This is a genomic window from Microbacterium gorillae, assembly GCF_050990725.1.
Lineage (GTDB): Bacteria > Actinomycetota > Actinomycetes > Actinomycetales > Microbacteriaceae > Microbacterium > Microbacterium gorillae_A.
Genome location: NZ_CP158844.1, coordinates 1008527 through 1033940 on the forward strand (window position 1 = coordinate 1008527; position 25414 = coordinate 1033940).

General features: G+C 69.0%; 23 protein-coding genes. 16 read left to right on the plus strand and 7 right to left on the minus strand.

Translation table 11 applies throughout. The features are described from left to right. The first annotated feature begins 16 nt into the window (after positions 1 to 16). Genes ABTV68_RS04410 through ABTV68_RS04420 form a run of 3 tightly spaced genes read left to right on the plus strand, consistent with a single transcriptional unit; the run spans position 17 to position 6833 of the window. Complete coding sequence (locus ABTV68_RS04410; protein ID WP_433676410.1) at positions 17 to 2050, plus strand: beta-galactosidase; 2034 nt, start codon at positions 17 to 19, stop codon at positions 2048 to 2050. Then, entirely contained in the window at positions 2047 to 4347 is a 2301-nt protein-coding gene (gene yicI, locus ABTV68_RS04415) for an alpha-xylosidase (RefSeq protein ID WP_433676411.1), read from the plus strand. The genes ABTV68_RS04410 and yicI overlap by 4 nt, the downstream gene beginning before the upstream one ends. Beyond that, on the plus strand, positions 4344 to 6833 hold the full coding sequence (locus ABTV68_RS04420; RefSeq protein WP_433676412.1) for a glycoside hydrolase family 3 C-terminal domain-containing protein: 2490 nt from the start codon (positions 4344 to 4346) through the stop codon (positions 6831 to 6833). Before yicI ends, ABTV68_RS04420 begins: the two co-directional genes overlap by 4 nt. 152 nt (positions 6834 to 6985) lie before the next feature. On the opposite strand, the gene ABTV68_RS04425 is transcribed toward ABTV68_RS04420, so the two are convergent. Further along, positions 6986 to 7834, minus strand: coding sequence for an HAD family hydrolase (locus ABTV68_RS04425; RefSeq protein ID WP_433676413.1), 849 nt, complete (start codon positions 7832 to 7834; stop codon positions 6986 to 6988). Between the two features lie 62 nt (positions 7835 to 7896). Between ABTV68_RS04425 and coaA the strand changes: the two genes are divergently transcribed. The 9 genes from coaA (at position 7897) to ABTV68_RS04470 (ending at position 15589) form a co-directional block, all read left to right on the plus strand. Next, positions 7897 to 8838, plus strand: a complete 942-nt coding sequence (gene coaA, locus ABTV68_RS04430; RefSeq protein ID WP_433676414.1) for a type I pantothenate kinase — start codon at positions 7897 to 7899, stop codon at positions 8836 to 8838. A gap of 57 nt (positions 8839 to 8895) precedes the next feature. Further along, positions 8896 to 10743, plus strand: a complete 1848-nt coding sequence (glmS, locus tag ABTV68_RS04435) for a glutamine--fructose-6-phosphate transaminase (isomerizing) (protein ID WP_433676415.1) — start codon at positions 8896 to 8898, stop codon at positions 10741 to 10743. Between the two features lie 16 nt (positions 10744 to 10759). Continuing rightward, positions 10760 to 11143, plus strand: coding sequence for a holo-ACP synthase (locus ABTV68_RS04440; RefSeq protein ID WP_433677541.1), 384 nt, complete (start codon positions 10760 to 10762; stop codon positions 11141 to 11143). Continuing rightward, the gene (gene alr / locus ABTV68_RS04445; protein ID WP_433676416.1) at positions 11143 to 12294 is read left to right on the plus strand and encodes an alanine racemase; all 1152 of its coding nucleotides are present in this window, start codon (positions 11143 to 11145) and stop codon (positions 12292 to 12294) included. Before ABTV68_RS04440 ends, alr begins: the two co-directional genes overlap by 1 nt. Positions 12295 to 12338: 44 nt before the next feature. Further along, positions 12339 to 12767, plus strand: a complete 429-nt coding sequence (gene tsaE / locus ABTV68_RS04450; protein ID WP_433677542.1) for a tRNA (adenosine(37)-N6)-threonylcarbamoyltransferase complex ATPase subunit type 1 TsaE — start codon at positions 12339 to 12341, stop codon at positions 12765 to 12767. A gap of 78 nt (positions 12768 to 12845) precedes the next feature. Then, positions 12846 to 13469, plus strand: coding sequence for a tRNA (adenosine(37)-N6)-threonylcarbamoyltransferase complex dimerization subunit type 1 TsaB (gene tsaB, locus ABTV68_RS04455; RefSeq protein ID WP_433676417.1), 624 nt, complete (start codon positions 12846 to 12848; stop codon positions 13467 to 13469). Continuing rightward, positions 13466 to 13939 carry a ribosomal protein S18-alanine N-acetyltransferase gene (gene rimI / locus ABTV68_RS04460; protein ID WP_433676418.1) on the plus strand — a complete coding sequence of 158 codons (474 nt, stop codon included), beginning with the start codon at positions 13466 to 13468 and terminating at the stop codon, positions 13937 to 13939. The genes tsaB and rimI overlap by 4 nt, the downstream gene beginning before the upstream one ends. Beyond that, positions 13936 to 15018: a tRNA (adenosine(37)-N6)-threonylcarbamoyltransferase complex transferase subunit TsaD gene (gene tsaD / locus ABTV68_RS04465; RefSeq protein ID WP_433676419.1), complete on the plus strand. Its 1083-nt coding sequence runs from the start codon at positions 13936 to 13938 to the stop codon at positions 15016 to 15018. The genes rimI and tsaD overlap by 4 nt, the downstream gene beginning before the upstream one ends. Beyond that, positions 15011 to 15589, plus strand: a complete 579-nt coding sequence (locus ABTV68_RS04470; RefSeq protein ID WP_433676420.1) for a hypothetical protein — start codon at positions 15011 to 15013, stop codon at positions 15587 to 15589. The genes tsaD and ABTV68_RS04470 overlap by 8 nt, the downstream gene beginning before the upstream one ends. Before the next feature lie 55 nt (positions 15590 to 15644). Here ABTV68_RS04470 and ABTV68_RS04475 read toward each other — a convergent pair whose 3' ends face one another. The 3 genes from ABTV68_RS04475 to ABTV68_RS04485 all read right to left on the minus strand — a co-directional run bounded on the left by ABTV68_RS04475 (position 15645) and on the right by ABTV68_RS04485 (position 18616). Beyond that, positions 15645 to 16355, minus strand: coding sequence for a type 1 glutamine amidotransferase domain-containing protein (locus tag ABTV68_RS04475; protein ID WP_433676421.1), 711 nt, complete (start codon positions 16353 to 16355; stop codon positions 15645 to 15647). Between the two features lie 163 nt (positions 16356 to 16518). Continuing rightward, entirely contained in the window at positions 16519 to 17403 is an 885-nt protein-coding gene (locus tag ABTV68_RS04480; protein ID WP_433676422.1) for a LysR family transcriptional regulator, read from the minus strand. Positions 17404 to 17410: 7 nt separating this feature from the next. Next, a complete protein-coding gene (locus ABTV68_RS04485; protein ID WP_433676423.1) occupies positions 17411 to 18616 on the minus strand; it encodes a THUMP-like domain-containing protein in 1206 nt (401 codons plus the stop codon). A gap of 163 nt (positions 18617 to 18779) precedes the next feature. On the opposite strand from ABTV68_RS04485, the gene groES reads away from it, so the two are divergent. From groES to ABTV68_RS04505, 4 genes are all read left to right on the plus strand, one after another. After that, positions 18780 to 19076 carry a co-chaperone GroES gene (gene groES, locus ABTV68_RS04490; RefSeq protein ID WP_039394204.1) on the plus strand — a complete coding sequence of 99 codons (297 nt, stop codon included), beginning with the start codon at positions 18780 to 18782 and terminating at the stop codon, positions 19074 to 19076. Positions 19077 to 19186: 110 nt separating this feature from the next. Continuing rightward, positions 19187 to 20194: an EamA family transporter RarD gene (gene rarD / locus ABTV68_RS04495; protein ID WP_433676424.1), complete on the plus strand. Its 1008-nt coding sequence runs from the start codon at positions 19187 to 19189 to the stop codon at positions 20192 to 20194. After that, on the plus strand, positions 20194 to 21144 hold the full coding sequence (gene rarD, locus ABTV68_RS04500; RefSeq protein ID WP_433676425.1) for an EamA family transporter RarD: 951 nt from the start codon (positions 20194 to 20196) through the stop codon (positions 21142 to 21144). The genes rarD (ABTV68_RS04495) and rarD (ABTV68_RS04500) overlap by 1 nt, the downstream gene beginning before the upstream one ends. Before the next feature lie 106 nt (positions 21145 to 21250). Further along, positions 21251 to 22558, plus strand: coding sequence for an ABC transporter substrate-binding protein (locus ABTV68_RS04505; RefSeq protein WP_433676426.1), 1308 nt, complete (start codon positions 21251 to 21253; stop codon positions 22556 to 22558). Between the two features lie 124 nt (positions 22559 to 22682). Here the strand turns inward: ABTV68_RS04505 and ABTV68_RS04510 are convergent, their stop codons facing one another. From ABTV68_RS04510 to ABTV68_RS04520, 3 genes are read right to left on the minus strand one after another with little or no spacing between them, the layout of a single operon-like run. Next, positions 22683 to 23393 (minus strand): ABC transporter ATP-binding protein, encoded by a 711-nt coding sequence (locus ABTV68_RS04510; protein WP_433677543.1) that lies wholly within the window; start codon positions 23391 to 23393, stop codon positions 22683 to 22685. 29 nt (positions 23394 to 23422) lie between these two features. Then, on the minus strand, positions 23423 to 24433 hold the full coding sequence (locus tag ABTV68_RS04515; protein ID WP_433676427.1) for an ABC transporter ATP-binding protein: 1011 nt from the start codon (positions 24431 to 24433) through the stop codon (positions 23423 to 23425). Then, a complete protein-coding gene (locus ABTV68_RS04520) occupies positions 24423 to 25412 on the minus strand; it encodes a branched-chain amino acid ABC transporter permease (protein WP_433676428.1) in 990 nt (329 codons plus the stop codon). Before ABTV68_RS04520 ends, ABTV68_RS04515 begins: the two co-directional genes overlap by 11 nt. Positions 25413 to 25414 lie beyond the last annotated feature (2 nt).

Sequence of the window (25414 nt, forward strand, 5' to 3'; positions counted from 1 at the left end):
ACCGGGAAGAGACGACATGCCCCCGATGACCGTGGCCACCCACGCCTTCGCTGAGCTGACAGCCGAGCGCGGCCTGTTGTTCGGCGGCGACTACAACCCGGAGCAGTGGCCGCGCGAGACGTGGATCGAGGACATCGCGCTGATGCAGCGCGCGGGGGTCAACCTCGTCACGGTCGGGGTGTTCAGTTGGGCGATGATCGAACCGCGGCCCGGGGCACGCGAGTGGGCGTGGCTCGATGACGTGCTGGATCTGCTGCACGCCGGCGGCATCGCGGTGGACCTGGCGACGCCGACCGCATCACCGCCACCGTGGCTCGGTGTCCGGTTCCCCGAGGTGCTTCCGGTCGACGCCGACGGTGTGCGGCTCGTCGCCGGATCGCGGAACCAGTTCACCCCGGCGTCGCGCGTCTACCGCGAGCACGCGCTGGCGATCACCCGGGACCTCGCCGAACGCTATCGCGACCACCCGGCCGTGCGGATGTGGCACATCGGCAACGAGTTCGGTCAGGTGGACTACGGGGACGAGGCGGCGCGCGAGTTCCGCCTCTGGCTGCGTGAGCGCTACGGAGACATCGACGGGCTCAACCGGGCCTGGGGCACGGCATTCTGGTCGCAGCGCTACGACGATTTCGCGGAGATCCTCCCGCCGCGGCGCATGCCGTACCTCGTGAATCCGACCCAGTCGCTGGACTTCCGCCGCTACAGCTCCGATCAGCTCCGCGTTGTGCATCGAGAACTACGGGAGGCGATCCGTGCGACCGGTGCGGCCCAGCCGATCACCACCAACTTCATGGGCTTCTTCGCCCACGTCGACTACCGCAGCTGGGCGGACGACGTCGACGTCATCTCCGACGACCAGTACCCCGACCCGGCACGGCCGACCGCAGCTGCCGAAACGGCGCTCGTGCAGGATCTGATGCGATCCCTCGGCCACGGGCGACCCTGGATGCTCATGGAGCAGGCCGTCAGCGCGGTCTCCTGGCGTGAGCACAATCTGCCGCGCAGCGCCCAGAGCGCGCGTCGCAACTCGCTGCAGGCGGTCGCCCGCGGTGCCGACGCGGTGTGCTTCTTCCAGTGGCGACAGGCGCGCGCCGGTGCCGAGCGCTTCCACTCCGCGATGCTCCCGCACGCGGGGGCGGACTCGGACGTGTTCCGCGGCATCGTGCAGCAAGGGCGCGACCTCCGCGCCCTCCGCGCCGTGGCCGGCCAGCGCATCGCGACGGATGTAGCCGTGCTGTTCGACTGGTCGTCGTGGTGGGCGGGGGAGGAGCCCGCGCGCCCCACGACGCGCCTCAGTACCCTGGAGCAGGTCAACCGCTGGTACGCGGTGCTCTGGCGTCGCGGCATCTCCGCGGACGTGGTGGGCCCGCGCGACTCTCTGGGTGACTATCGCGTCATCCTGGTGCCGCACTCGTACATCATCGAGCCCGCGACAGCCGATGCTCTGGCCGCTGCCGCACGCGCCGGCGCTCAGGTGGTGATCGGGGCCTTCAGCGGCGTCGCCGACGAGAACGCGCAGGTGATCCCGGGGCGCTCGCCCGTCCTCCTGCGTGAGCTGATCGGTGCCAGTGGCGAGGAGTGGGCGGGGCTCCCCGACGCGCCGACCCCGCTCACCGGTGCTGGCGTGCCCGCGGGCGCGACCGCATCCATCCTCGCCGAACGACTGCGTGCCGAGGGCGCGGAGACCCTCGCGTCGTTCGACGCCGGTGACCTGGCCGGGCGTCCGGCGGTCACCCGCCATCGCGTGGGCGACGGTGCGGCCTGGTATCTCGCCACCGTGCCGGATGACGCCGCGCTCGCGGCGATTGTGAACTCCGTGATCGATGCCTCCGGTGTCGTGGGAGCGCATGGCAGCGCCGAGCCGCTGCCCGCAGATCTCGAGGCGGTGCGGCGCGGCGACGTGCTGTTCCTCCTCAACCACGGTGATTCGCCCGTGGAACTCGCCGTGGCGGAGGGCCTCACCGACCTCCTCACCGGCGAACAAGTCCCGACCGTCGTGGCCGTCGGCCCCGGCGACGTCCGCGCCCTGACCGAAAGGCACCCCTCGTGAAGTTCACCGACGGCTACTGGCTGACCCGAGCCGGCTATGCACCGCTGTACGCGACGACAGTCGATGACATCCGCATCGATGAGGAGGCCGGCACGCTCACGGTCTACGCGCCCACCGCGGCGATTCGCCACCGCGGCGACACGCTGAACCGGCCGATGATCACGGTCGTGTTCTCCTCGCCCGCACCGGGCGTGGTCCGGGTGCGCGTGGAGCGTCACGCCGGGGGCGTGCATCGCGGTCCGGACTTCGTCGTCCGCGGCGAGCACGGTTTCGTTCCGCGGGTCTCGGTCACGGACGACGGGGGAGTGCTGGAGAGCGGCGACGTGCGAGTGCGCGTCTCCCGCGACGGCTGGAACGTGTCGTTCGAGCAGGGCGATCGGGTGCTCACCTCGTCCCTGCCGCGCTCGGTCGGCCACATGACGGCCACGGGACTGGACGGTACGACCGCGGGCGACACCTGGATCCACCAGCAGCTGGGCCTGGAACCCGGCGAGCGGGTCTTCGGATTCGGGGAGCGCTTCGGTGCGTTCGCCAAGAACGGCCAGGTGATCGAGAGCTGGAACGCCGACGGCGGCACGGCCAGCGAGCAGTCCTACAAGTCGATTCCCTTCTACCTCACCACTCGCGGATACGGCGTGCTGGTGAACACCCCCGACGCCGTCTCCTTCGAGGTGGGCTCGGAGGTCAACACCCGCGTGCAGTTCTCGGTCCCGGGGGAGACGCTCGACTACTTCCTGATCGGTGGCGGAACGCCCAAAGAGGTGCTGCGGCGGTACACCGCGCTGACCGGTCGGCCGGCACGAGTGCCCGCCTGGTCGTTCGGGCTGTGGCTGACCACCTCCTTCACCGCGGACTACGACGAGGCGTCGGTGAACTCCTTCATCGACGGATTCGCCGAGCGGGACCTGCCGCTGAGCGTGTTCCACTTCGACTGCTTCTGGATGCGCGAGTACCAGTGGACCGACTTCGAGTGGGATCCGCGCACGTTCCCGGACCCCGAGGGACAGCTGCAGCGACTGCACGAGCGGGGGCTGAAGGTGTCGGTGTGGATCAACCCGTACATCGCGCAGCGCTCGCGACTGTTCGCCGAGGCCGCGGAGAAGGGGTACCTGCTGCGCCGCACCGACGGCGGCGTGTGGCAGTGGGATCTGTGGCAGGCGGGAATGGGCATCGTGGACTTCACGAACCCCGACGCCACCGACTGGTACGTGGCGCACCTGGAGCGCCTGATGGAGCAGGGCGTGGACAGCTTCAAGACCGACTTCGGCGAGCGCATCCCCACCGAGGGCGTGGTCTGGTTCGACGGCTCCGACCCGCAGCGCATGCACAACTATTATCCGCAGCTCTACAACGAGGCGGTGTTCCGAGCGCTCGAGGCCAAGCGCGGTGTCGGCGAGGCGGTGCTGTACGCGCGGTCGGCTACGGTCGGCGGGCAGCAGTTCCCGGTGCACTGGGGCGGAGACAACGACTCGTCCTTCCCGTCGATGGCCGAATCCCTGCGCGGCGGACTGTCGCTGGCGCTGTCGGGCTTCGGATACTGGAGCCACGACATCGGCGGCTTCGAGGGCACACCGGACGCCGATCTGTTCAAGCGCTGGCTGGCGTTCGGACTGCTCTCGTCGCACTCGCGGCTGCACGGATCGTCCAGTCTGCGCGTGCCGTGGCTGTTCGATGAGGAGGCCGTGACGGTGACGCGCGCGTTCACGCGCCTGAAGATGCGGCTGATGCCGTACCTGATGGGCATCGCCGAGCAGGCGCACACCGAGGGCATCCCCATGATGCGACCGATGGTGCTCGAGTTTCCGGAAGACCGCAGCGGCTTCGACGCCGACACGCAGTACATGCTGGGTGACGCGCTGCTGGTCGCCCCGGTGTTCACGGCCACGGGTGACGTCGAGTACTACGTGCCGGAGGGGTCGTGGACCTCGCTGTTGCACGGCGACAGGGTCGAAGGACGTCGATGGGTCAGCGAGCAGCATGACGTGCTGAGCGTGCCGCTGCGGGTGCGCGGCGGAACGGTGCTCCCCTGGGGAGCGGTGGAGTCCCGACCCGACTACGACTGGGCCGACGGCGTCACGCTGCGCTGCTTCGACCTGCCGGACGGATATGACGCGGTCACCACGGTCGCGTCGTCGACCGGTTCCGCCGCGAGCTTCCGCGTCCGCCGCGAGGGTGCGCGGATCACCGCGAGCAGCACCGATGCGCGGGCTGGCTGGAGTCTCCAGGTCGGAGATGCGGTGGTGTCCGCCGATGCCGCCGGAACGCTGGCCATCGACCTGGCGGAGGTGAACGCATGAGTGGCGAGGCCTTCCGCGACACGTCGCTGTCCGTCGCCCAGCGTGCCGCCGATCTGCTGTCGCGTCTGAACAGTGCGGAACGACTCTCGCTGCTGCACCAGGCCGTCCCTGCGATCGAGCGCCTGGGCATCGGACCGTTCCATACCGGGTGCGAGGCGCTGCACGGCGTCGCGTGGCTCGGCATCGCGACGGTGTTCCCGCAGGCGGTGGGACTCGCGGCGACCTGGGACACCGACCTCATCGAGCGCGTGGGCGCGGTGACGGGTGAGGAGGTGCGCGCCAAGCGCGCCGCTGATCCGGCGGTGAGCCTCAACGTGTGGGCGCCGGTCGTCAACACTCTCCGCCACCCCGCGTGGGGGCGCAATGAGGAGGGCTACTCGGAGGATCCGCACCTCACGGGGCAGTTCGGGGAGGCGTACTCCCGCGGTCTGCGCGGTGATCAGTCGGTGTGGCGCACGGTGCCCACCCTCAAGCACTTCCTCGCCTACAGCAACGAGACCGACCGGTCGGCCACCGACTCGGAGATGTCGCTGCGCACCCTTCACGAGGAGGAGCTGCCCGCGTTCCGTCCGGCGATCGAGTCTGGCGCGGCCGGCGGGATGATGCTCGCGTACAACCTGGTCAACGGACGCCCCGCGCACACGCAGCCGGAGCTGGTGGCGGAGGCACGCAGCTGGACGGACGAGTCGCTGCTCGTGGTCACCGACGCCGGTGCCCCGACGTTCGTGGTCACCGTGCAGGACGCGGAGCCGGACCACGTGCACGCCGCCGCGGCCCTCGTGCGCGGCGGGGTCGACTCGTTCACCGACAACGACGCGAACGCCGAGCCCACGCTGGAGCACCTGCGCGGGGCGCTCGCGGCCGGCCTGCTGACGGAGGCGGACATCGATGCTGCCGCCACGCGCGTGCTGGAGATGCGCGTGCGCAGCGGGGAGTTCGACGGCCCCGCCGACCCGTGGGGCTCGATCACCGCGGATCACCTGGATCAGCCGCACGCTCGCGCGCTGGCGCGTGAGGCTGTGGCGCGATCGGTGGTGGTGCTGCGCAATGACCACGAGCTGCTGCCGCTTGCGCAGCCGAGCTCAGTCGCGGTCATCGGGCCGCTCGCGGACGTGGTCCTCACCGACTGGTATGCCGGAACCCCGCCGTACGCGGTGAGCGTCGCGGACGGACTCCGGGCGCGGTACCCGAACGCGGAGGTCACGGTCGTGACGGGAGCCGACACCGTCGCGCTGCGCTCCGATCGCGGCGGATACCTGTCGGTGGATGAGGACGGACAGGTGCGCGCCTCCGCTGCGAGCGCCGATGCGTCAACGCTGTTCGACGTGACGGACTGGGGTGACGGTGTGCTGACGCTTCGCTCCGCCGCCAGCGGCAGGCTCCTCACCGGCGGAGCGTGGCCTATGCGCGCGGATGCCGCGCGGGTGGGCGGCTGGGTGGCGCAGGAGACCTTCCGACGCACCGTGCACGCCGACGGCACCTGGTCGCTGCTGCACCTGGGGACCGGCCGCTGGGTGCGGGTGTCGCGCAACGGCGGGCTGGTGCTCGCCGATGCCGTGACGCTCGACACCGCGGAGCGCTTCGATGTGCGCCCGGTCCGCTCCGGTGCCGCGGAGGTAGCTCGTGCTGCCGCGGCTGCGGACGTCGTCATCGCGGTGGTGGGCAACGATCCGCATATCGCCGGTCGCGAGACCGAGGATCGCCCGCACCTCTTCCTGCCGCGTTCGGCGACGTCTCTCTGGCGCGCCGCCCGGGAGGCGAACCCGCGCACCGTGCTCACGATCGTGTCGAGCTATCCCTACGTGCTCGGCGATGCCGAAGCGGCGTCCACCGTCGTCTGGTCGAGCCATGGCGGACAGGAGCTCGGGTCCGGCCTCGCGGATGTTCTGAGCGGGGACACCGAACCCACCGGTCGGCTCGCGCAGTCGTGGCCGGCCGATCCCGCGCAGGCCGGTGACCTGTTCGATTACGACACGCGTCGACAGCACGCGACCTACCGTCACCAGGGCCAGCCGTACGCCTTCGCATTCGGTCACGGGCTCACGTACTCGGAGGTGGAGTATCGGTCGGTGGTTCTCCCGTCCGCCGCGGTGGCCGCTCCGGCACCGACGCACCGTCATGCCGCACTCGGCGTCGCCGGCGACATCCAGGCCCGGGTGACGGTGGCGAACATCGGCGATCGTGTCGCCGAGGAACTGGTGCAGGTGTATGTCACGGGTGCGCACGAGCACGCGATCGTCGGCCCTCGTCGTGCGTTGGTCGGCTACCGCCGAGTGACCCTGCAGCCGGGTGAGGTGGCCGAGGTCGTCGTGAGCTTTGCCGTGGATCGTCTCGCCGTGTGGGATGACGATGTTCGCCTCCCCGACGCGCCGTCGGACTGGGTGCACGCCGGTGCCCTTCGCGTCCAGCCCGGCGAGTACACGGTCGCCGCCGGCCCCTCCGCCGACGCCCTCCCCGTCTCGACCCCGCTCACCGTCACCCCATAACCCGCGAGACTTCCGTCTGTGGGCGAGAATCCGCGCAACGCGGCGATTGTCGCCCACAGATGGAATTCTCGCGGGACATGGTGAGCGCCTCGCGCGGGGACGGGGACTCGCGCGGAGGCGGCCGTCCCTCGGCGGCGGGGGGCGGGTCCGCGTCAGGAGAGGAGGCCGTGGCGGGCGAACACCGTGTGCACGCCGCCGTCGAGCACCGCGGTGGTGACCTCCGACGCCGCGGACTTCACCGCGTCGGTGGCGTTGCCCATCGCGGCCGAGACACCGCACGCCGCGAACATCTCCAGATCGTTCGGGCTGTCGCCGATGCCGATGGCCTGCTCGCGGGTGAAGCCGAGGCGCGGGAGCAGCAGCTCGATCGTGGTGCCCTTGTTCACGCCGGGGCCCGAGATCTCGCCGCTCGCGGAACCGAGGAACGGGATGGACCCGGTCACGATGTGGAAGCGGTCGCCGAGACCCGCGACCGTGCGGTCGTACGCGCCGTGGTCGTCGCCGACGAAGACCACCTTGGCGATGTGATCGCGAACGTCCTCGGGAGCCTCGGCGATGTCGCGCACCGTCGGCTCGGCGGCTCCCGCGTGCGTGACGTCCACTCCCGCGGCGGCCAGAGCCTCATGCGCGCGGATCGCCCCGGCGGTGATCCGCTCCACGGCGGCGGATTCCGCGTACGTTCCGGTGAAAGTCTGCAGCACGGCGGGCAGATCCTCGGCGCGGAGGAAGTCGAGCAGCTCGGTCGCGAGAGCCTTGGGCATCGCGCGCTCGATGATCAGTTCACCGTCGATCGTGACGAACCCGCCGCCCGCGGAGACGATGCCGTCGAAGCCGATCTCCCGCACCGGCGGCGCGATCTCGGTCTCCGCGCGACCCGTGCAGAGGAACACGCGGTGCCCGCGGGCGCGTGCCTCGCGCACCGCGGTGATCGTGGTGGGGTCGATGCGTCCCAGCGAATCGATGATCGTGCCGTCGACGTCGAGGAAAGCGATGCGCTGCATAGCTCCCACGCTAGGGCACTGGCCCGTGCGCGACGCCCGGACGGCCGCGATAGCATGGCGGAATGCCCGCCGCGCCCGCATCGCCGCTGAGCCCGTACCGCGACATCACCCGCGCGGAGTGGGCACAGCTCGCGCAGGGGATGCCGCAACCCCTCACCGAGCCGGAGCTCGTCCAGCTGCGCGGGCTCGGCGATCGGATGGATCTCACTGAGGTGCGGGAGGTCTACCTGCCGCTGAGCCGCCTCCTCAGCCTTTACGCCGCCGCCACCAAGCGCCTCGGCGCCGACACAGCGGCGTTTCTGAATGAGCCTGACGTCACGACGCCGTTCGTGATCGCGGTGGCCGGTTCGGTCGCCGTCGGCAAGTCCACCGTGGCGCGACTGCTGCGCGAGCTCGTCAGCCGCTGGTCCGATACCCCGCGCGTCGAACTGGTGACCACCGACGGCTTCCTCTACCCCAACGCCGAGCTGGAGCGGCGTGGGCTGATGGATCGCAAGGGCTTTCCGGAGTCCTACGACCGGCGGGCCCTGATCGAGTTCCTCACCGAGGTGAAATCCGGTGCCGAAGAGGTGCGCGCGCCCTTCTACTCCCACATGCGCTACGACATCGTGCCCGACGCGCACGTCGTGGTGCGGCGCCCGGACGTGGTGATCGTCGAGGGACTCAACGTGCTGCAACCACCGCCCAGCCCGAACGAGGTAGCGGTGAGCGACCTGTTCGACTTCTCGGTGTACGTGGACGCGGACACGCGCCACATCGAGAGATGGTACGTGGACCGCTTCCTGGAGCTGCGCCAGGGCGCCTTCAGCAACCCGCACTCCTACTTCAACGTCTTCGCACACCTCACGGATGCCGAGGCCGAACAGGCCGCGCTCGGGTACTGGAACGACATCAACATGCCGAACCTGGTGGAGAACGTGCTTCCCACCCGACACCGCGCCAGCCTCATCCTCCGCAAGGGACCCGGGCACAGCGTCGAGCGGGTCTCTCTCCGCAAGCTGTGACGCCCGCTCCACACAGGGCACAGGAACGCCTCGGGGCTCGCCCCTAGAATCAGGACCATGTGTGGAATCGTTGGATACGTGGGTGCTCGCCAGAGCCAGCCCATTCTGCTGGCCGGCCTCGCCCGGCTCGAATACCGGGGCTACGACTCCGCCGGAATCGCGGTCATCGACGATGACGGCGGCTTGGACATGCGCAAGAAGTCCGGCAAACTCAGCGTGCTGCGCGAGAATCTCGCCGCAGCGCCCATGCCGGACGGATCGACCGGCATCGGTCACACGCGCTGGGCGACGCACGGTGGACCGACCGACGAGAACGCCCACCCGCACCTCGCCGACGACGACCGCCTCGCCCTCATCCACAACGGCATCATCGAGAACTTCTCCGAGCTGAAGAACGAGCTCCTCGCCGAGGGGTACACGTTCCGCTCGGAGACCGACAGTGAGGTCGCGGCCATCCTGCTCGGCCGCGAGTACCGCGCCACGGGCGACCTGCGTGATGCCTTCCGTGCCGTCGTGCGTCGCCTCGAAGGTGCCTTCACCATCCTCGCCACCCACCGCGACAGCCCCGGCCTCGTGGTGGGCGCTCGTCGGAACTCGCCGCTCGTGATCGGTCTCGGCGACGGCGAGAACTTCCTCGGCTCCGACGTGGCCGCCTTCGTGGAGCACACTCGTCGCGCCCTGGCGATCGGACAGGACCAGATCGTCGCGATCACGCCTGGTGGCGTGGAGATCACCGACTTCGACGGCAACCCGGTCGAGGCGGAGGAGTTCACCGTCAACTGGGATGCCGCGGCCGCGGAGAAGGGCGGCTGGCCGAGCTTCATGGCCAAGGAGGTCTCCGAGGAGCCCGAGGCCGTGGCCAACACCATCCGCGGACGCCTGCAGGACGGACAGGTCGTCATCCCCGAACTCGATGGTCTCGACGAGCTCTTCGCCGGGATCTCGCGCATCATCATCGTCGCCTGCGGCACCGCCGCGTACGCGGGCGAGGTGGGCAAGTACGCCATCGAGGCCTGGGCCCGAATTCCCGCCGACGTGGAGCTCGCGCACGAGTTCCGCTACCGCGATCCGGTGATCGGCCCCGACACGCTGGTGGTGTCCATCAGTCAGTCCGGCGAGACGATGGACACCCTCATGGCGGTGAAGTACGCCCGCGAGGCGGGCGCGAAGACGCTCAGCATCTGCAACACCCAGGGCGCCACGATCCCGCGCGAGAGCGATGCGGTGGTCTACACGCACGCCGGCCCCGAGGTGGCGGTCGCCTCCACGAAGGCGTTCGTCGCGCAGATCACGGCTCTGCTGCTGCTGGGCCTGCACATCGGTCGCATCCGCGGCACGATCAGCGCGGACGAGGGCGCGCGTCACGTGCGCGAGCTGGAGGCGATTCCCGCCAAGATCAGCCGCGTGCTGGAGCAGCAGGAGCGCATCGGTCAGCTCGGACACTGGATGGCCGACACCCGCTCCGTCCTGTTCCTCGGTCGTCACGTCGGATTCCCGATCGCGATGGAGGGCGCTCTCAAGCTCAAGGAGATCTCCTACATCCACGCCGAGGGCTTCGCGGCGGGCGAGCTCAAGCACGGACCGATCGCGCTCATCGAGCCCGGTCAGCCGGTGTTCGTCATCGTCCCCTCGCCGCGCCACTCGTCGCTGCTGCACGCGAAGGTGGTCTCCAACATCCAGGAGATCCGCGCTCGCGGCGCGCGCGTCATCGTGATCGCCGAGGAGGGCGACGCCGCGGTGCTGCCGTTCGCCGACGAGGTGCTGCGCATCCCGCTCGCCGAGCCGCTCTTCGAGCCGATCCTCGCCGTCGTTCCGCTGCACGTCTTCGCGATGGCTCTGGCCACCGCGAAGGGACTTGATGTGGACCAGCCGCGCAACCTGGCCAAGTCCGTGACGGTGGAGTGAGCGCGAACCCGTGAGCATGATCGCCGGCATCGGCGTCGACCTCGTCGACATCGCGCGCTTCGAACGCACCCTCGAGCGGACTCCGCGTCTGCGCGAGCGACTGTTCACCGCGAACGAGCAGCCGATGCCGGCGAGGTCCCTCGCCGCCCGCTACGCCGCCAAGGAGGCCTTCATCAAGGCGCTCGGCGGGTCGGACGGGGTGTACTGGCGCGAGATCGAGGTGCGAAACGATCCCGAGGGGCGTCCGTTCTTCTCCCTCACCGGTGCGACCGCTGCCACGGTCATCGCACGCGGCATCAGCACGATGCACGTCTCGATGTCGCACGACGGCGGATTCGCGACGGCGTACGTGATCGCCGAGCTCCGGTCGGATCGTCCGGCCGGCCGGAAAGGTCTGTGATGGTTCCCGATTCAGCCGCTCAGGTGCTGCGCGAAGCGGTGATCGACACCCAGGCGATCACGACCAACACCCGGACGTTCGGTGCGCTCACCGGAACCCCCGTCCTCGCGGTCGTGAAGGCGAACGCCTACGGCCACGGTGCCGTCCGCACCGCCCGTGCCGCGCTCGCCGGCGGTGCGGTGATGCTCGGCGTCACCGATCTGTCCGAGGCGTTCGAACTGCGCGAAGCCGGCATCACGGCCGACATCCTGTCGTGGCTGCATGCCCCCGGCACGCGGTTCGAACGAGCGGTGGCGGAGCGCATCACGATCGGCGTGTCCACGCTCGAGCAGCTCACCGCCGCGATCGATGCCGGATCGGTAGCGGTTCCCGCGCGCGTGCATCTCAAGCTCGAGACCGGACTCAGTCGCAATGGGCTGCCCCCGGAGCACTGGGACGAGGCGTTCGCGGTCGCCCTCCGCGCACAGGAGTCGGGTGTGCTCGACATCGACGGGCTGTTCTCGCACGTCTCCAACACCTCCGACGCCGATGATCGTGCGGCCCTTGCCGCATTCCTTGACGGCGTCGACCGCGCCGCCGCGATCGGCATCCGTCCGCGGGTGCGACACATCGCCGCCACGGCCGCCGCGCTCGCCCTCACGGAGACACGGTTGGATCTGGTGCGCATCGGCATCGGACTGCACGGCCTCAGCCCGGACCCCGACAGATTCTCCGCGGCCGAGCTGGGCCTGCGCCCCAGCATGACGCTGCGGGGAACGGTGGCGAACGTCCGTCGTGTTCCTGCCGGAACCGGACTCTCGTACGGCTACACCTATCGCACCGAGCGGGAGACCACGCTGGCGCTCGTGCCGCTCGGCTATGCCGACGGGATTCCGCGGCAGGCCTCCAATCGCGCCCCGGTGCGGATCGGTGACGCGGTCCATCGCGTGTCGGGCCGCATCGCGATGGATCAGTTCATCGTGGACGTCGGCGATGCTCCGGTCGCGGTGGGCGACGAGGTCGTGCTGTTCGGCGACCCCGCCACGGGGGATCCGGCCGTGGAAGCGTGGGCGGATGCCGCAGACACGATCAACTACGAGATCGTCACGCGCATCAGCGGCCGGGTGCCGCGTCGTGAGGTCTCCAGCCCGACGGACGGAGTGACGGCGTGAACGAGGCGCTTCTCGGGGAGGTCGCCGTCGACACGGCCGCCGATATGGAGGCGCTGGGTCGTCGGATCGGTGAATCCCTCGTCGCAGGGGATCTGATCGTGCTCACCGGAGCGCTCGGCGCTGGCAAGACGACGCTGACGCGGGGGATCGGTGCCGGACTCGGGGTGCGCGGACCGGTGCAGAGCCCCACGTTCGTCATCGCCCGCACACACCCGTCCCTCGTGAGCGGCCCTGCGCTCATCCATGTCGATGCGTATCGCCTTGGCTCCGCCGCAGAGCTGGACGATCTCGACCTCGACGTCGACGGTTCCGTGGTGATCGTCGAGTGGGGGCAGGGGATGGTCGACGGTCTTCGCGATCACTGGTGGGAGATCGAGATCGAACGCCCCACCGGTGAAGATGTCGGTGGCGTGGCCGACGACGACCTCGATGGCGACACCACCCGCCACATCCGCATCACGTCTCATCCGTAGCGTCAGCCCCTCGGTTGCTGGCGCCCTTCGCCTTGTCGCAAGCTCCTCGCTCAGGAACCGGCGGGATACCCTGGAGGGGTGATTCTCGCGATCGATACGTCCCTGGGTTCCGCGGTCGCCGTGGTCGATCGTGACGGCGCCGTGCTCGCCGAAGCGCATACGGATGACCGCCTCGGCCACGCCGAGGTGATCGGCGATCTGCTGGTGCGCGTGCTCCGGGAAGCGGGGGATCCCGTCATCACGCACGTCGCGGCGGGGATGGGACCCGGCCCCTTCACCGGGCTCCGCATCGGAATCGCGGCGGCTCGGACGTTCGCGCTCGCGCGTGGTGCCGCGGTGGTGCCGGTGGTGAGCCACGACGCGATCGCGCTCGGCCTTCTGGAGGCGGACCACGACGCGGAGTTCGTCGTGGCCACCGACGCGCGCCGTCGCGAGATCGCCTGGACCGCGTACACCGGCATCGACGCCGACGGACTCCCCGTGCGCCATGCGGAGCCGGGCCTCGTGAACCGTGCCGAGGCGGAGATCGCGCTCACCGGGTGGATCTGGGGTGAAGCCGAGCAGCTCGATGCCGGCCTCCTGGGCCGGGTCGCGGCGCGTGCGATCGCCGCGGGGCGGATCATCGGTCCGGACGAGCCGCTGTACCTGCGCTCTCCGGACGTCGCCGCGCCCAAGACCGTTCCCCCGAGGGCCGGAGCATGATCCTGCGCGATGCCGGGGCCCAGGACCTCGCCGCCATCATGGCCCTGGAGCACGCCTCGTTCCCGACCGACGCCTGGTCGGAGAACACGATGGCCGACGAGCTCGCCTCACCGCACACCCAGTACATCCTGCTGGTCGACGAGCACGGCACGGCTCACGGCTATGCGGGGTTGCGCGCCCTCTCGGGCTCGCCGGATTCGGACGTGCAGACCATCGCGGTCGCTGCCGCGGCTCGCGGTCAAGGCTTCGGGCGGATGCTGCTTCATGAGCTCCTGCGCCGCGCGATCGGTGCCGGTGCCCGCGAGGTGTTCCTCGATGTGCGTGACGACAACGAACCCGCCCGCGCCCTCTACGCATCCGAAGGGTTCGAGGAGATCGGCCGTCGCCCGCGCTACTACCAGCCGGACGACGTCGACGCCGTGGTGATGAGGCTGGCGCTGAGCGCCGCCGTGAAGGAGAAGCTCGCGTGAACCGCACGGAACCCCTGGTGCTCGGTATCGAGTCCAGCTGTGACGAGACCGGGATCGGCATCGTGCGGGGTCGCACGCTGCTGAGCAACACGATCGCCTCCAGCATGGACGAGCACGCCCGCTACGGCGGCGTGATCCCCGAGATCGCTGCGAGGGCTCACCTGGAGGCGCTGCAGCCGACGATCGAGGCCGCCCTGGCCGAGTCCGGTGTGACTCTCGACGACCTCGATGCGGTCGCCGTCACCAGCGGCCCCGGACTGGCGGGCGCGCTGATGGTCGGCGTGGGTGCCGCGAAGGCGCTCGCGGTCGGCCTCGGCAAGCCGCTGTACGCCGTGAACCACCTCGTCGGACACATCGCCGCGGACATTCTCGACGACTCCGCTGAGCCGCTCGAGTACCCGACCGTTGCCCTCCTGGTGTCCGGTGGCCACACGTCGCTGCTCCTGGTGCGCGATCTCACGACCGATGTCGAGCTGCTCGGCGAGACCATGGACGACGCGGCCGGCGAGGCCTTCGACAAGGTGGCGCGCCTGCTGGGGCTGCCGTATCCGGGCGGTCCGCAGATCGATCGTGCAGCGGCAGACGGCAATCCGACGGCGATTCGTTTCCCGCGCGGACTCTCCCGCGCCAGCGACATGGCCGAGCACCGCTACGACTTCTCGTTCTCCGGGCTGAAGACCGCCGTCGCGCGCTGGGTGGAGCAGAAGAGCGCCGCAGAAGAGGAGATCCCGATCGCCGATGTCGCCGCGAGCTTCCGCGAGGCCGTGGTCGACGTGCTCGTCACGAAGGCGCTCGACGCCTGCGCCCAGTACGACGTGCCCCGTCTGCTGCTCGGCGGCGGTGTGATCGCCAACCGCCGGCTGCGTGAGGTCGCTCTCGAACGGGGAGCGAAGGCCGGCGTCACCGTGCGGATCCCGCCGCTGTCGCTGTGCACCGACAACGGCGCGATGATCGCCGGGCTCGCCTCCGAGCTGATCATGTCCGGGCGCGAGGCGTCGACGCTGGCGTTCGGGGCGGATTCGACATTGCCGGTCACCGAGATCCAGGTAGCGCCAGCCGGCGCCGGTCGCGATGGCTGACGAGTCGGGCACCGGATCCGCGTCGCCGGGCACCGGTGGCGTGGCCGGACGCGAGCCCGACGCAGCGTCCGACAGCGTTCCGGCACCCGGGAGCGCCTCCCGAGACGATGTCGTGGTCGAGTCGGCCATCCGCGAGGACCTGGTGTCGCAGGACATCCTGGCCGAGATCGACCCGGAGCACACCGGCTGGACCGCCGAGGTCTCGGTGATCCGCCAGATCCCCGCCCCCGCGGACGATCCGGAACTGCGCGGCGCGCCGCCCGTCGGCGATGAGTCGACCGCTCAGCCGGCCCCGCAGCCCGAGGTGCTGTGGGCTCCGGCCGCACTCGTGCGCAAGGGGATCGGCGGGAGCGCGCTGTCGTTCTCGATCTCGGCCCTCATCGGGTCCTGCGTTGTGGGGTGGCTGTTCCCCCTCGGCATCTTCGCGCTGGTCCTCGGGATCGTTGCGGTGCGTCGACCAGCGGAGAGCACGTCGCTCGGACGTTGGGCCATCGGGCTCAGCATCCTCTCGCTGATCTACAGCGCGGGATGGATCTGGTGGGTTGGCCGCCAGGTCGGCTGGTGGTTCTGAACCGAGCTGTTGAGGGTGCCCAGCGGCGAGCACGCTCAGGGACCCGCCAGGGCCCTCAGCGCGAGCGTGAGCTCAGCGCGGCGTTCACAGCCTCCGCCACGGCGACACTGGACTGCGGGTTCTGTCCACTGATGAGGTTGCGATCGCGCACGACGTGACTGGTCCACGCAGCGCCATCCTCGACGATCGCGCCGAGATCGCTCAGGCGGTCCGTCACGAACCAGGGTGCGTTGGCACCGAGACCGCCCGTGAGCTCTTCCTCCCGCGTGAAGCCCGTCATGCGGCGACCGCCGAAGGCGAATCGGCCGTGGTCGGTGACAGCGCTGAGCAGACCAGCCGGTCCGTGGCAGAACGGCGCGATCAGCGCGCCGCGGTCGTTCGCGTCGATGAGGATTCGTCCGAGATCGGGATCCGAAGCCAGGTCATGCATCGGACCGTGGCCTCCGGGCAGGACGATCGCGTCGAATTCCTCCTGCGCGATCGTGGCGAGGGCCACTGGCGCATCCAGCCAGGCAGCGCTGGCTTCGAGGGAAGCGCGAAACTCCTCCGCGCGGTCTTCGCCGCCGACCACGGACGCGTTCAGCGAGGCCGGATCGACCGGAGGGCGCCGTCCTCCCGGCGTGGCGAGGACGATGTCGTGGCCGGCTTCCGCCAGCAGCCGGCGCGCGACAACCAGCTCCTCTGCCCAGAAGCCGGTGGGATGGGTGGTGCCGTCTGCGAGGACGAGAGTGTCAGCCGCCGTGACGACCATGAGGATCCGTGACATGAGAGTGCCTTTCGTTTTCCTCAGTGTCTGGCGGCGCCTCGTGCGTCGGTCATCGGCAGACTGATGGACCCCATCGGCACGTCGTCGTTGCGCGGTTGCTGAGCGAGCGTGAACGAGACGACGCGCGCTCGGCAACCGGGCAGCGCGCTCACCTGCCGGGGTTTCAGCGGATGATCGCGCGGAGCTCGGACGTGAGGTCGCGCACCCGCTGATTGCGAGCCGACTCTCCGGAGCGGGTCGCGAGGTACACCGTGTTCAACGGGGCGACATCAGGGGTGTTCAACAGCACCAGCTCGCCGCGCGTGAGGTGGTCACGCACAAGATATTCGGGGAGGACCGACATGCCGGCGCCGGCGAGCACGGCATCCCGTACCCCGCGGAGGTCGGGGATCACCGCACTGACCGTCAGCCCTTCCGGGCGTCGACCGAAGACGCTCTGCCAGTAGCGGCGGATGATCGGGAGGTTCTGGGCATAGGCCACCACGGGGATCTCGGCCCCGGGCTCGGCGTCGCCCCGAGCCGCGTGGTCACGCCACCGCGGTGCGCCCACGAGCACGAACTCCTCGTCGTACAACGGTGCGGCGGAGATTCCCCGCGCCTGCGGGCGCACGGCGCTGACCACGATATCCAGCGTTCCGGCGCGCAGCATCTCCACCAACGAGTCCGCCACCCCAAAGGTGAGCTGCACGGGCGCGCCGATCGCGACGACCACGTCGGCGAGCCGCGGCACCACCATCGCGGAGAGCAGTTCGGCCGGGCCCCCGAGCTGAATCGCGGTTGCCGGTGCACTCAGGTGCGAGCTGAGCAGGTCATCGAGCAGGTCGACGGATGACGCGGCTGCGCGGGCGAGTTCATCGCCTCGGGCGGTGGCGATCACCCCACTGCGCGTTCGCTCGAAGAGCGGGTGCCCGCCGGCCGCTTCCAGCTCCTTGATCCGAGCGGTCACCGTCGGCTGTGAGAGGCCGAGGAGCGCCGCGGCCTCGGTCAGCGAGCCCGTGCGGTACACGGTGACGAAGGTGCGCAGATGCTCGAGGTCGGGAGCCGCCATCGACGCCTCAGTCCCTGCCGGCCGGATCTACGCGGTCCGCGAGGATCGCGATTCGTGAGTCGCCGCGCCGCGTGAGGAACAGCGTGGCCGATGCGCTGCCCGTGAGCTTGAGCTTGCGCCGCAGTACCGCAGGGTCGACGTCGACGCCGCGTTTCTTGATCTCCAGGGTGCCGATGTCACGCGCTTTCAGCGCGCGCGCCAGCTGCTTGACGTCGGTCGGGAGCTCCTCGCGCACGCGGAACGACTGCACGAACGGACTGGTGACGGCGGCGTCGCCGGTCACGTAGGCGATGCCCGCGGACAGCATGCCGGCATCCAGCGAGCGCGCCACCTCGCCGATCAGCCGTGCACGGATCACGGCGCCGTCGGGTTCGTGCAGGAACGCACCCAGGGCACGCACCGGCTCATCCTCGGTATCGGCCGATGCGGTCAGCTCATGCGCCTCGTGGCCGCGCATGACCAGCGCGGAGCGTCGGATCCCCGGCCGCGCGAGCGCTCCGAACCAGAGGGCCAGCTCCACCACGGATCCGCCGTCACTCACCCACTGCGCCTCCGCTTCGGCGGGAATCTCGGCGCGATCGTGAGCGGGGCCGAGCTTCACGCCGACGGGCAGCCGTTCGGCCAACTCGTAGACCCACGGCAGCGACGGGGTGTACTCGTCGGCGCCTACCCGCGTGGTCTCGGAGTGCCCGGAGGTGCGACGGGCGGGATCCAGCCACGCTGCGTCGACGCCGGAGAGGTCTGTGTCCTCGGCGCGGGCATGACGGACGCGGACGTCATCTCCGAAGATCGCGAGGTTGTACGCGGTGATGGCGGCGGTGACCTCGTCCGCATCCACTGCGAGCACGCGCAGGTCGGCACCGGCGAAGGCGAGCGCGTCGCCGCCGATCCCGCAGCCGAGGTCGGCCACACTCGTGATCCCGGCGGCACGGAAGCGACCGGCATGACGGGCTGCGACCGGCATGCGCGTCGCCTGCTCGAGACCGGCGCGCGTGAAGAGCATCCGCTCGGCGAACGGACCGAACTTCGCCGCCGCCCGTGTGCGCAGCCGCGCCTGGGTGACCACCGCGGATACGAGGTCCGGGCCGTGTCCGGCGGCGCGGAGTCGCGAGACCGCACGCAGGGCGTCGTCGCTCGTGGCGACTGCGCCGGTGGCGTCGAGGAGGGCGAGACCCTCCGGCGTCAGCAGGGCTCGCAGCTCGCTCATCTCCACTCCGACAGCCTACGGCGCGCTCGTCGGGCCGCGCAGTCTGATCGGTTCCTGAAGGATTGGCACTCGCATTGCGTGAGTGCCAGCCGCCGTCCTACACTGGCATTAGCACTCGACTAGTGCGGGTGCTAACGAGTCTTGAATCGCAAGAAGGAAGAGGTAAACCGTGTCGGTTTCCATCAAGCCGCTCGAGGACCGCATCGTCATCAAGCAGGTCGAGGCTGAGCAGACCACTGCCAGTGGACTGGTCATCCCCGACACCGCCAAGGAGAAGCCCCAGGAGGGCGAGGTCGTGGCCGTGGGCCCCGGTCGCATCGACGACAACGGCAACCGCGTTCCGCTCGACGTCGCCGTCGGTGACCGCGTGCTCTACAGCAAGTACGGCGGCACCGAGGTGAAGTTCGGCGCTGACGAGTACCTGGTGCTCTCCGCTCGCGACGTTCTGGCGGTCGTCGTTCGCTGATCGTCAGCTGACGCTTTCGTCTGAAGGCCCGTGTGCACCCGCACACGGGCCTTCGTCGTTCCCAGGAGGGGACGGGGCGGGAGGCGGGGGAGCCGTAGACTGCTGAAGTGATGACGGACCGCGCCCCTGCGGAGGAGCGCGGGAAGGGAATCCTCTACGCCTCGGGCAGCTACGTGCTGTGGGGGATCGTTCCGCTGTTCTTCCTGCTGCTGATCCCGCTGCAGGCCGACGAGATCGTCGGCTGGCGCGTGGTGTTCTCGCTGGTGTTCTGCGCCATCCTCGTCGCTGTCACCCGCGGATGGTCCAACATCGTCGCCGTGATCCGCCAACCACGCGTGCTGTTGCTGTGCGGGCTGGCCGCCGGGATCATCTACCTGAACTGGTACCTGTTCACCCTCGCGGCCACCACCGGAAATGTGCTGGAATCCAGCCTCGGCTACTTCATCACTCCGATCATCTCCGTGGTGCTGGGCATCGTCTTCTTCCACGAACGGCTCCGACCGCTGCAGTGGGCGGCGTTCGGGCTGTCGCTGCTCGCCGTTGTGGTGCTGTCGGTGATCTATGGCATGGTGCCGTGGATGGCGCTGCTCATGGCCGTGACGTTCGGGTTCTACGGCTTCGTGAAGAAGAAGATCGGCGCACGCGTCGATGCCGTCAGTGGCCTGACCCTCGAGACCCTCTGGACGCTGCCGATGGCCGTGGTCCAGCTGGTGGTGATCGCCCTCACACGCGGGCTGGAGTGGGGGACGCTCGGAGCACTCAACACGGCCATGGTGCCGTTGTCTGGGCTGGTGACCGCACTGCCCCTTCTTCTCTTCGCCGCGGGGACGCGTCGGGTTCCGCTGATCTACATCGGCATCCTGCAGTTCATCGAGCCGATCATCCAGTTCGTGGCCGGCGCCATGATCCTCGGCGAGCCGATGCCACCCGCCCGCCTTCTCGGATTCGGAATCGTGTGGGTCGCGGTGGCGTTGCTGGTGGTGGATAGTCTCATCACGCTCGGCGCCCGCCGCCGCGAGCGACGACTCGCGCGCGGCATCCCCACCACCGCAACCGGGCCGATGCAGCGCATTGAGACCGCACCCACTCCCGTCATCGACTCCCGGAGGAAGCAGTGATGAGCGCACCCGCGCAGCGCCGCGCCAGCGACGAGACCGTCGGATTTCTGAGTACGCTCTCGGCCTACGTGCTGTGGGGAATCCTTCCGGTGTATTTCCTCATCCTCGCGCCGACCGGCGCGTGGGAGACCGTCGCCTGGCGCATCGTGTTCTCTGTGGTGTTCTGCCTCGTGGCGCTCGCGATCACCCGCGGCTGGTCGCGCGTGATCGCCATCTTCCGCAACCCGAAACTCGCCGCACTGACGGGGCTGGGCGGAGGACTGGTCTACATCAACTGGCAGCTCTTCGTGCTGGCCGCTCAGGGCGGTCAGGTGGTGGAGAGCAGCCTCGGCTACTTCATCAACCCGATCGTGTCGGTGCTGCTCGGCGTGCTCGTGCTGCACGAGCGGCTGCGTCCGCTGCAATGGACCGCGATCGGCGTGGCCGCGCTCGCGGTGATCGTCATCGTGATCGGGTACGGCGAGATGCCGTGGATCTCCCTGGGTCTGGCGTTCTCGTTCGGCTTCTACGGTCTGGTGAAGAACCGCATCGGACCGAGCGTGGATGCGGTCAGCGGTCTGACCCTGGAGACGGTGTGGTTGCTGCCGGTCGCCATCATCCAGCTCATCGTCGTTGCGGTCGCCTCGGGCATCACGATCGGTGTGGGCGGGATCGGACACGTGGCCCTCATCGCGGGGCTCGGCATCACCACGGCGGTCCCGCTGCTCCTGTTCGCGATCGGGACGCGGCGGATCCCGCTGACGATGGTCGGCATCCTGCAGTTCGCCGCCCCGATCCTCCAGTTCCTGGTGGGCGTCCTCCTCCTGCACGAGCCGATGCCGCCGGAGCGATGGATCGGCTTCGGCATCGTGTGGGTGGCGGTCGTGATCCTCGTCACGGATTCGCTGATGGCGGGGCGACGTGCTCGCGCGGCTGTCGCACGCACCGAAACCGAAGCTGTGGATCGTTAGCAGTCTGATACGCACGCGGGCCTTCGCGCACCATAGTGTTTCAGGAAACCCGGAGCGATCCGGATGCGTCATTGCACGACGCGCATGTTTCGAGCAAAGGAACACTATGTACGAATTCACGCGAAAGCGCCGCACGCGGGTGCTCGCCGGGCTGGCGCTGACAGCAGTGTCCGCGCTCGTGCTGGCCGGTTGCAGCACTGGCGGCAGCGGCGACACCCCTTCCGCTTCGTCCGGCGGCGAGTCGACAGCTGCGTCGTCGGAGGGCTCGGGCAGCACGCAGGACCTCACGTTCAAGATGGGTGCGCTCCTGCCGAAGACCGGTTCGCTCGCGTTCCTCGGCCCGCCCATGTCGGGCGGCACCACGCTCGCGGTCAAGGAGGTCAACGAGGCGGCAGCCGGAATCACCATCGACCTCACCGAGGGCGACGAGGGTGACACCGACTCGAAGCTGTACGACGCCAGCATGACCACACTGCGCAACGCCGGGATCACCGGTCTCGTGGGTGCGGCATCGTCCGCCGTCACGAAGATCATCCTCCCGGAGAACGTCGCGGCCAACATCGTCGAGGTCTCCCCGTCGAACACGTCGCCGGACTTCACCACCATCGACGACAACGGCCTGTACTTCCGCACGGCGCCGAGCGACCTCCTCCAGGGTGAGGTGCTCGCCGGCGTCATGGCCGACGACCAGAAGAAGAACCTCGCGATCATCTACCAGAACGACGCCTACGGCACCGGTCTGAACGAGGCCATCGCGTCGAACTTCGAGGCCAGCGGTGGAAAGGTCGTCGCGCAGGAGTCGTTCAACGTCGGTGACGCGCAGTTCGACTCGCAGGTCTCCGCGGTGGCTGCCGCGAAGCCCGACGCCATCGCCGTGGTCAGCTACGACCAGTTCAAGACCATCGGCCCGCTGCTGGTGAACGCCGGCTTCTCGGCCAAGGACTTCTACCTGGTGGACGGCAACCTGAAGCAGTACGTCGCGGGTAGCGCCGATGCGATCTCCATCGACATGACGGGTGCGAAGGGCACGAAGGCCGGCCCGAAGCTCCCCGACGACTTCACGGAGCGTCTGCAGGCCAACTGGACCGCGGCGGGCAACCCCGAGGTTGAGGACTGGACCTACGCGGCTGAGGCGTACGACGCCGTCGTGCTGATGTCGCTGGCTGCGCTGGCCGCGAAGTCGACCGAGGGCAAGGACGTCGCTGCCAAGATGCAGGAGGTCTCGGGCGGTTCCGGCGACGGCACCGAGTGCACCTCGTTCGCCGACTGCGCGAAGATCATCAACGACGGTGGCGTGGCCAACTACAACGGCTACTCCGGCGACGTCGACTTCGACGAGGCCGGCGACCCGCAGGCTGCCGCCATCGGCGTCTACGAGTACAAGGCTGACAACCAGTACGAGCGCATCGACTGAGATGCCTCACGCGAGATGCCCTCGGTGCTTCACCGGGGGCATCTCGCGTTTTGTCCGGCGTGAGAAAGCAGAAACGCACCCCCGACCGGGATCGGGGGTGCGTTTCTTCTTCTCCCACGGGGGACTAGGCGGCGTCCTCCGCAAGGGTGCCGAGGTAGAGGGCGATGACCTTCGGGTCCACGAGCAGCTCACGACCCGGACCCTCATACGCGTCACGGCCCTGATCCAGCACGTAGCCGCGGTCGCAGATCTGCAGGCAGCGGCGGGCGTTCTGCTCCACCATGATCGTGGTGACGCCCGCCTTGTTGATGTCGCTGACGCGGATGAAGGCGTCGTCCTGACGCACCGGGCTGAGACCGGCGGAGGGCTCATCCAGCAGCAGCACCGACGGATCCATCATCAGGGCCCGGCTCATGGCCACCATCTGCCGCTCGCCACCGGACAGCGACCCGGCGCGCTGCTTGAGGCGTGTCCCCAGCTCGGCGAAGATTCCGGTGACGAACTCCAGCCGCTCCGCGAAGGCCTTCGGGTTCTGAAAGAGCCCCATCTGCAGGTTCTCCTCGATGGTCAGCGAGGGGAACACGTTATTGGTCTGGGGGACGAAGGCGACACCGCGCGACACGAGCTTGTCGGCCTTGAGGCCCACGATGCTCTCCCCGTTCACGGTGATCTCGCCGCCGCGCACCTTGACCATCCCGAAGATGGCCTTCAGCAGGGTCGACTTTCCCGCACCATTGGGGCCGATGATGCCGATCAGCTCGCCCTTGCGGGCCACGAGATTCGCGCCGTTGAGGATGTTGATGCCGGGAAGATATCCGGCGTGGACATCCGTCATCTGCACGACGACATCGGATGCGTTCTCGCTCACTTCTGCTCCTCTTCGTCGCGCCGCTCGGACTCGCCGTCGGCCTCGGTGGCCGCCTCGATCTCGTCCAGCAGCTGGATGGCCGAGGTGTCCAGCTCGCCCGGCACGCGGCCGGTGACCACACCGAGATCCACGTCCTGGTGGGCACCCAGATAGGCGTCGATCACCGCGGGATCATCCATCACGGTCTCGGGTGGACCCTCGGCGACGACGCGCCCCTCGGCCATCACGACTACCCAGTCGGCGATGTGACGGACCATGTGCATATCGTGCTCGACGAACAACACGGTCATCCCGAGCTCCTTGAGATCGAGCACGTGATCCAGCAGCGACTGCGTCAGCGCCGGGTTCACACCGGCCATCGGCTCGTCCAGCATGACGAGATTGGGGTCGCTCATCAGCGCCCGAGCCATGTCCAGGAGCTTGCGCTGACCACCCGAGAGGGAGGCCGCGTAGTCCTGCTCCTTGGCATCGAGCTTGAAGCGGACGAGGAGGTCCTTCGCCTTGGCCTCGATCTCACGCTCCTGCGCTCGCCACAGCCACGGCAGCATGGAGGTCCAGAACTTCTCTCCCCGCTGGCCGGGCGCACCCAGCTTCATGTTCTCCAGCACGGTGAGAAGCGACAGCGCCTTCGTGAGCTGGAATGTGCGCACCTGACCCATCCGGGCCACCTTGAAGGAGGGAACGCCGGCGAGGTTCGTCCCGTCATAGGCCCATCGGCCGGTGTTGGGCTTGTCGAAGCCGCAGAGCAGGTTGAACAGCGTGGTCTTGCCGGCGCCGTTCGGTCCGATCAGCGCGGTGATGGCATGGCGGGGGATCTCGAGGTGATCGACCTCGACGGCGGTCAGGCCGCCGAACTGGCGGGTGACGTTGTCGATCACGAGGATCGGGTCCGCCTTCTTCACGCCGGGTGCAGCGGCACCCTCGAGCCCGATCACGGTCTTCGGCCGCTTGATGCTTCCGGTCACCGGCGCGGGCTCTGCCGCGGCGGGGGTGTTGTCACTTGACAAAGGTCAGCTCCCTCTTGTTGCCGAGGATGCCCTGCGGGCGGAAGATCACGATCAACATCAGCACGAGACCCAGCAGGATCAGCACCAGAACCTTGGCCTGGGAATCGGTGAAGGGGAGCATGCCCGCCTTCGCCATCCCGCTGAGCAAGCCGGACAGGAACGACTGCGCCACCAGGTAGATGACGGCGCCGAGCGCCGGGCCGAAGATGGTGGCCGCGCCGCCGAGGAGCAGCATCGTCCAGATCTGGAATGTAGTGGACGTGGTGTAGAGGCCGGGGCTGGTGGCCGACCCCATCACCCACACGATGCCTCCCACCGCGGCGATGACGCCACCGATGATGAGCGACTGCATCTTGTAGGCGAACACGTTCTTGCCGAGAGAGCGCACGGCGTCCTCGTCTTCGCGGATGCCCTTGATGACGCGGCCCCAGGGGCTGCGCATCAGCGCCCACACCAGCAGGATCGCGATCGCGAGCATCAGCAGACCGAACAGGATGGTGCTCAGCTGACTGGGTGTGTAGCTGAACGGTCCGAAGCCGATCTTCATGTCGCTCGGCAGTGCGGCCAGCGGACTCGCGTCGATGAACGCGCGCGCGTATCCGCTCAGTCCGCCCGAGCCTGCGGTGTACTCGGTGAAGCTCTCCGTGAGGAAGAGGTAGCGCACGATCTCGGCGGCCGCGATCGTCACGATCGCGAGGTAGTCGGCCCGCAACCGCAGTGTCGGGATCCCCAACACCACGGCGAAGACGGCGGCGGCCAGCATGCCCACCAGCATGGCGGTCCACCAGGGCAGACCGAAGCTCACGATGGAGATGGCGTAGCCGTAGGCGCCGAGCGCCATGAAGGCCGCCATTCCGAAGTTCAGCAGGCCGGTGAATCCGAAGTGCACGGCCAGGCCGGTGGCCGCCAGCGCGAACGCCAGGGTGGTCGGCTGCAGCAGGTAGCTCGCCGCATCGTTGAGGATGCTCAGGAAGTTCATGC

Coding starts and splice junctions, on each gene's coding strand:
- ABTV68_RS04410 (WP_433676410.1), top strand. CDS start 17: ATGCCCCCGATGACCGTGGCCACCCACGCCTTCGCTGAGCTGACAGCC.
- ABTV68_RS04420 (WP_433676412.1), top strand. CDS start 4,344: ATGAGTGGCGAGGCCTTCCGCGACACGTCGCTGTCCGTCGCCCAGCGT.
- ABTV68_RS04425 (WP_433676413.1), bottom strand. CDS start 7,834: ATGCAGCGCATCGCTTTCCTCGACGTCGACGGCACGATCATCGATTCG.
- coaA (WP_433676414.1), top strand. CDS start 7,897: ATGCCCGCCGCGCCCGCATCGCCGCTGAGCCCGTACCGCGACATCACC.
- glmS (WP_433676415.1), top strand. CDS start 8,896: ATGTGTGGAATCGTTGGATACGTGGGTGCTCGCCAGAGCCAGCCCATT.
- ABTV68_RS04440 (WP_433677541.1), top strand. CDS start 10,760: ATGATCGCCGGCATCGGCGTCGACCTCGTCGACATCGCGCGCTTCGAA.
- alr (WP_433676416.1), top strand. CDS start 11,143: ATGGTTCCCGATTCAGCCGCTCAGGTGCTGCGCGAAGCGGTGATCGAC.
- tsaE (WP_433677542.1), top strand. CDS start 12,339: ATGGAGGCGCTGGGTCGTCGGATCGGTGAATCCCTCGTCGCAGGGGAT.
- rimI (WP_433676418.1), top strand. CDS start 13,466: ATGATCCTGCGCGATGCCGGGGCCCAGGACCTCGCCGCCATCATGGCC.
- ABTV68_RS04470 (WP_433676420.1), top strand. CDS start 15,011: ATGGCTGACGAGTCGGGCACCGGATCCGCGTCGCCGGGCACCGGTGGC.
- ABTV68_RS04475 (WP_433676421.1), bottom strand. CDS start 16,355: ATGTCACGGATCCTCATGGTCGTCACGGCGGCTGACACTCTCGTCCTC.
- ABTV68_RS04480 (WP_433676422.1), bottom strand. CDS start 17,403: ATGGCGGCTCCCGACCTCGAGCATCTGCGCACCTTCGTCACCGTGTAC.
- rarD (WP_433676424.1), top strand. CDS start 19,187: ATGACGGACCGCGCCCCTGCGGAGGAGCGCGGGAAGGGAATCCTCTAC.
- rarD (WP_433676425.1), top strand. CDS start 20,194: ATGAGCGCACCCGCGCAGCGCCGCGCCAGCGACGAGACCGTCGGATTT.
- ABTV68_RS04505 (WP_433676426.1), top strand. CDS start 21,251: ATGTACGAATTCACGCGAAAGCGCCGCACGCGGGTGCTCGCCGGGCTG.
- ABTV68_RS04510 (WP_433677543.1), bottom strand. CDS start 23,393: ATGACGGATGTCCACGCCGGATATCTTCCCGGCATCAACATCCTCAAC.
- ABTV68_RS04520 (WP_433676428.1), bottom strand. CDS start 25,412: ATGAACTTCCTGAGCATCCTCAACGATGCGGCGAGCTACCTGCTGCAG.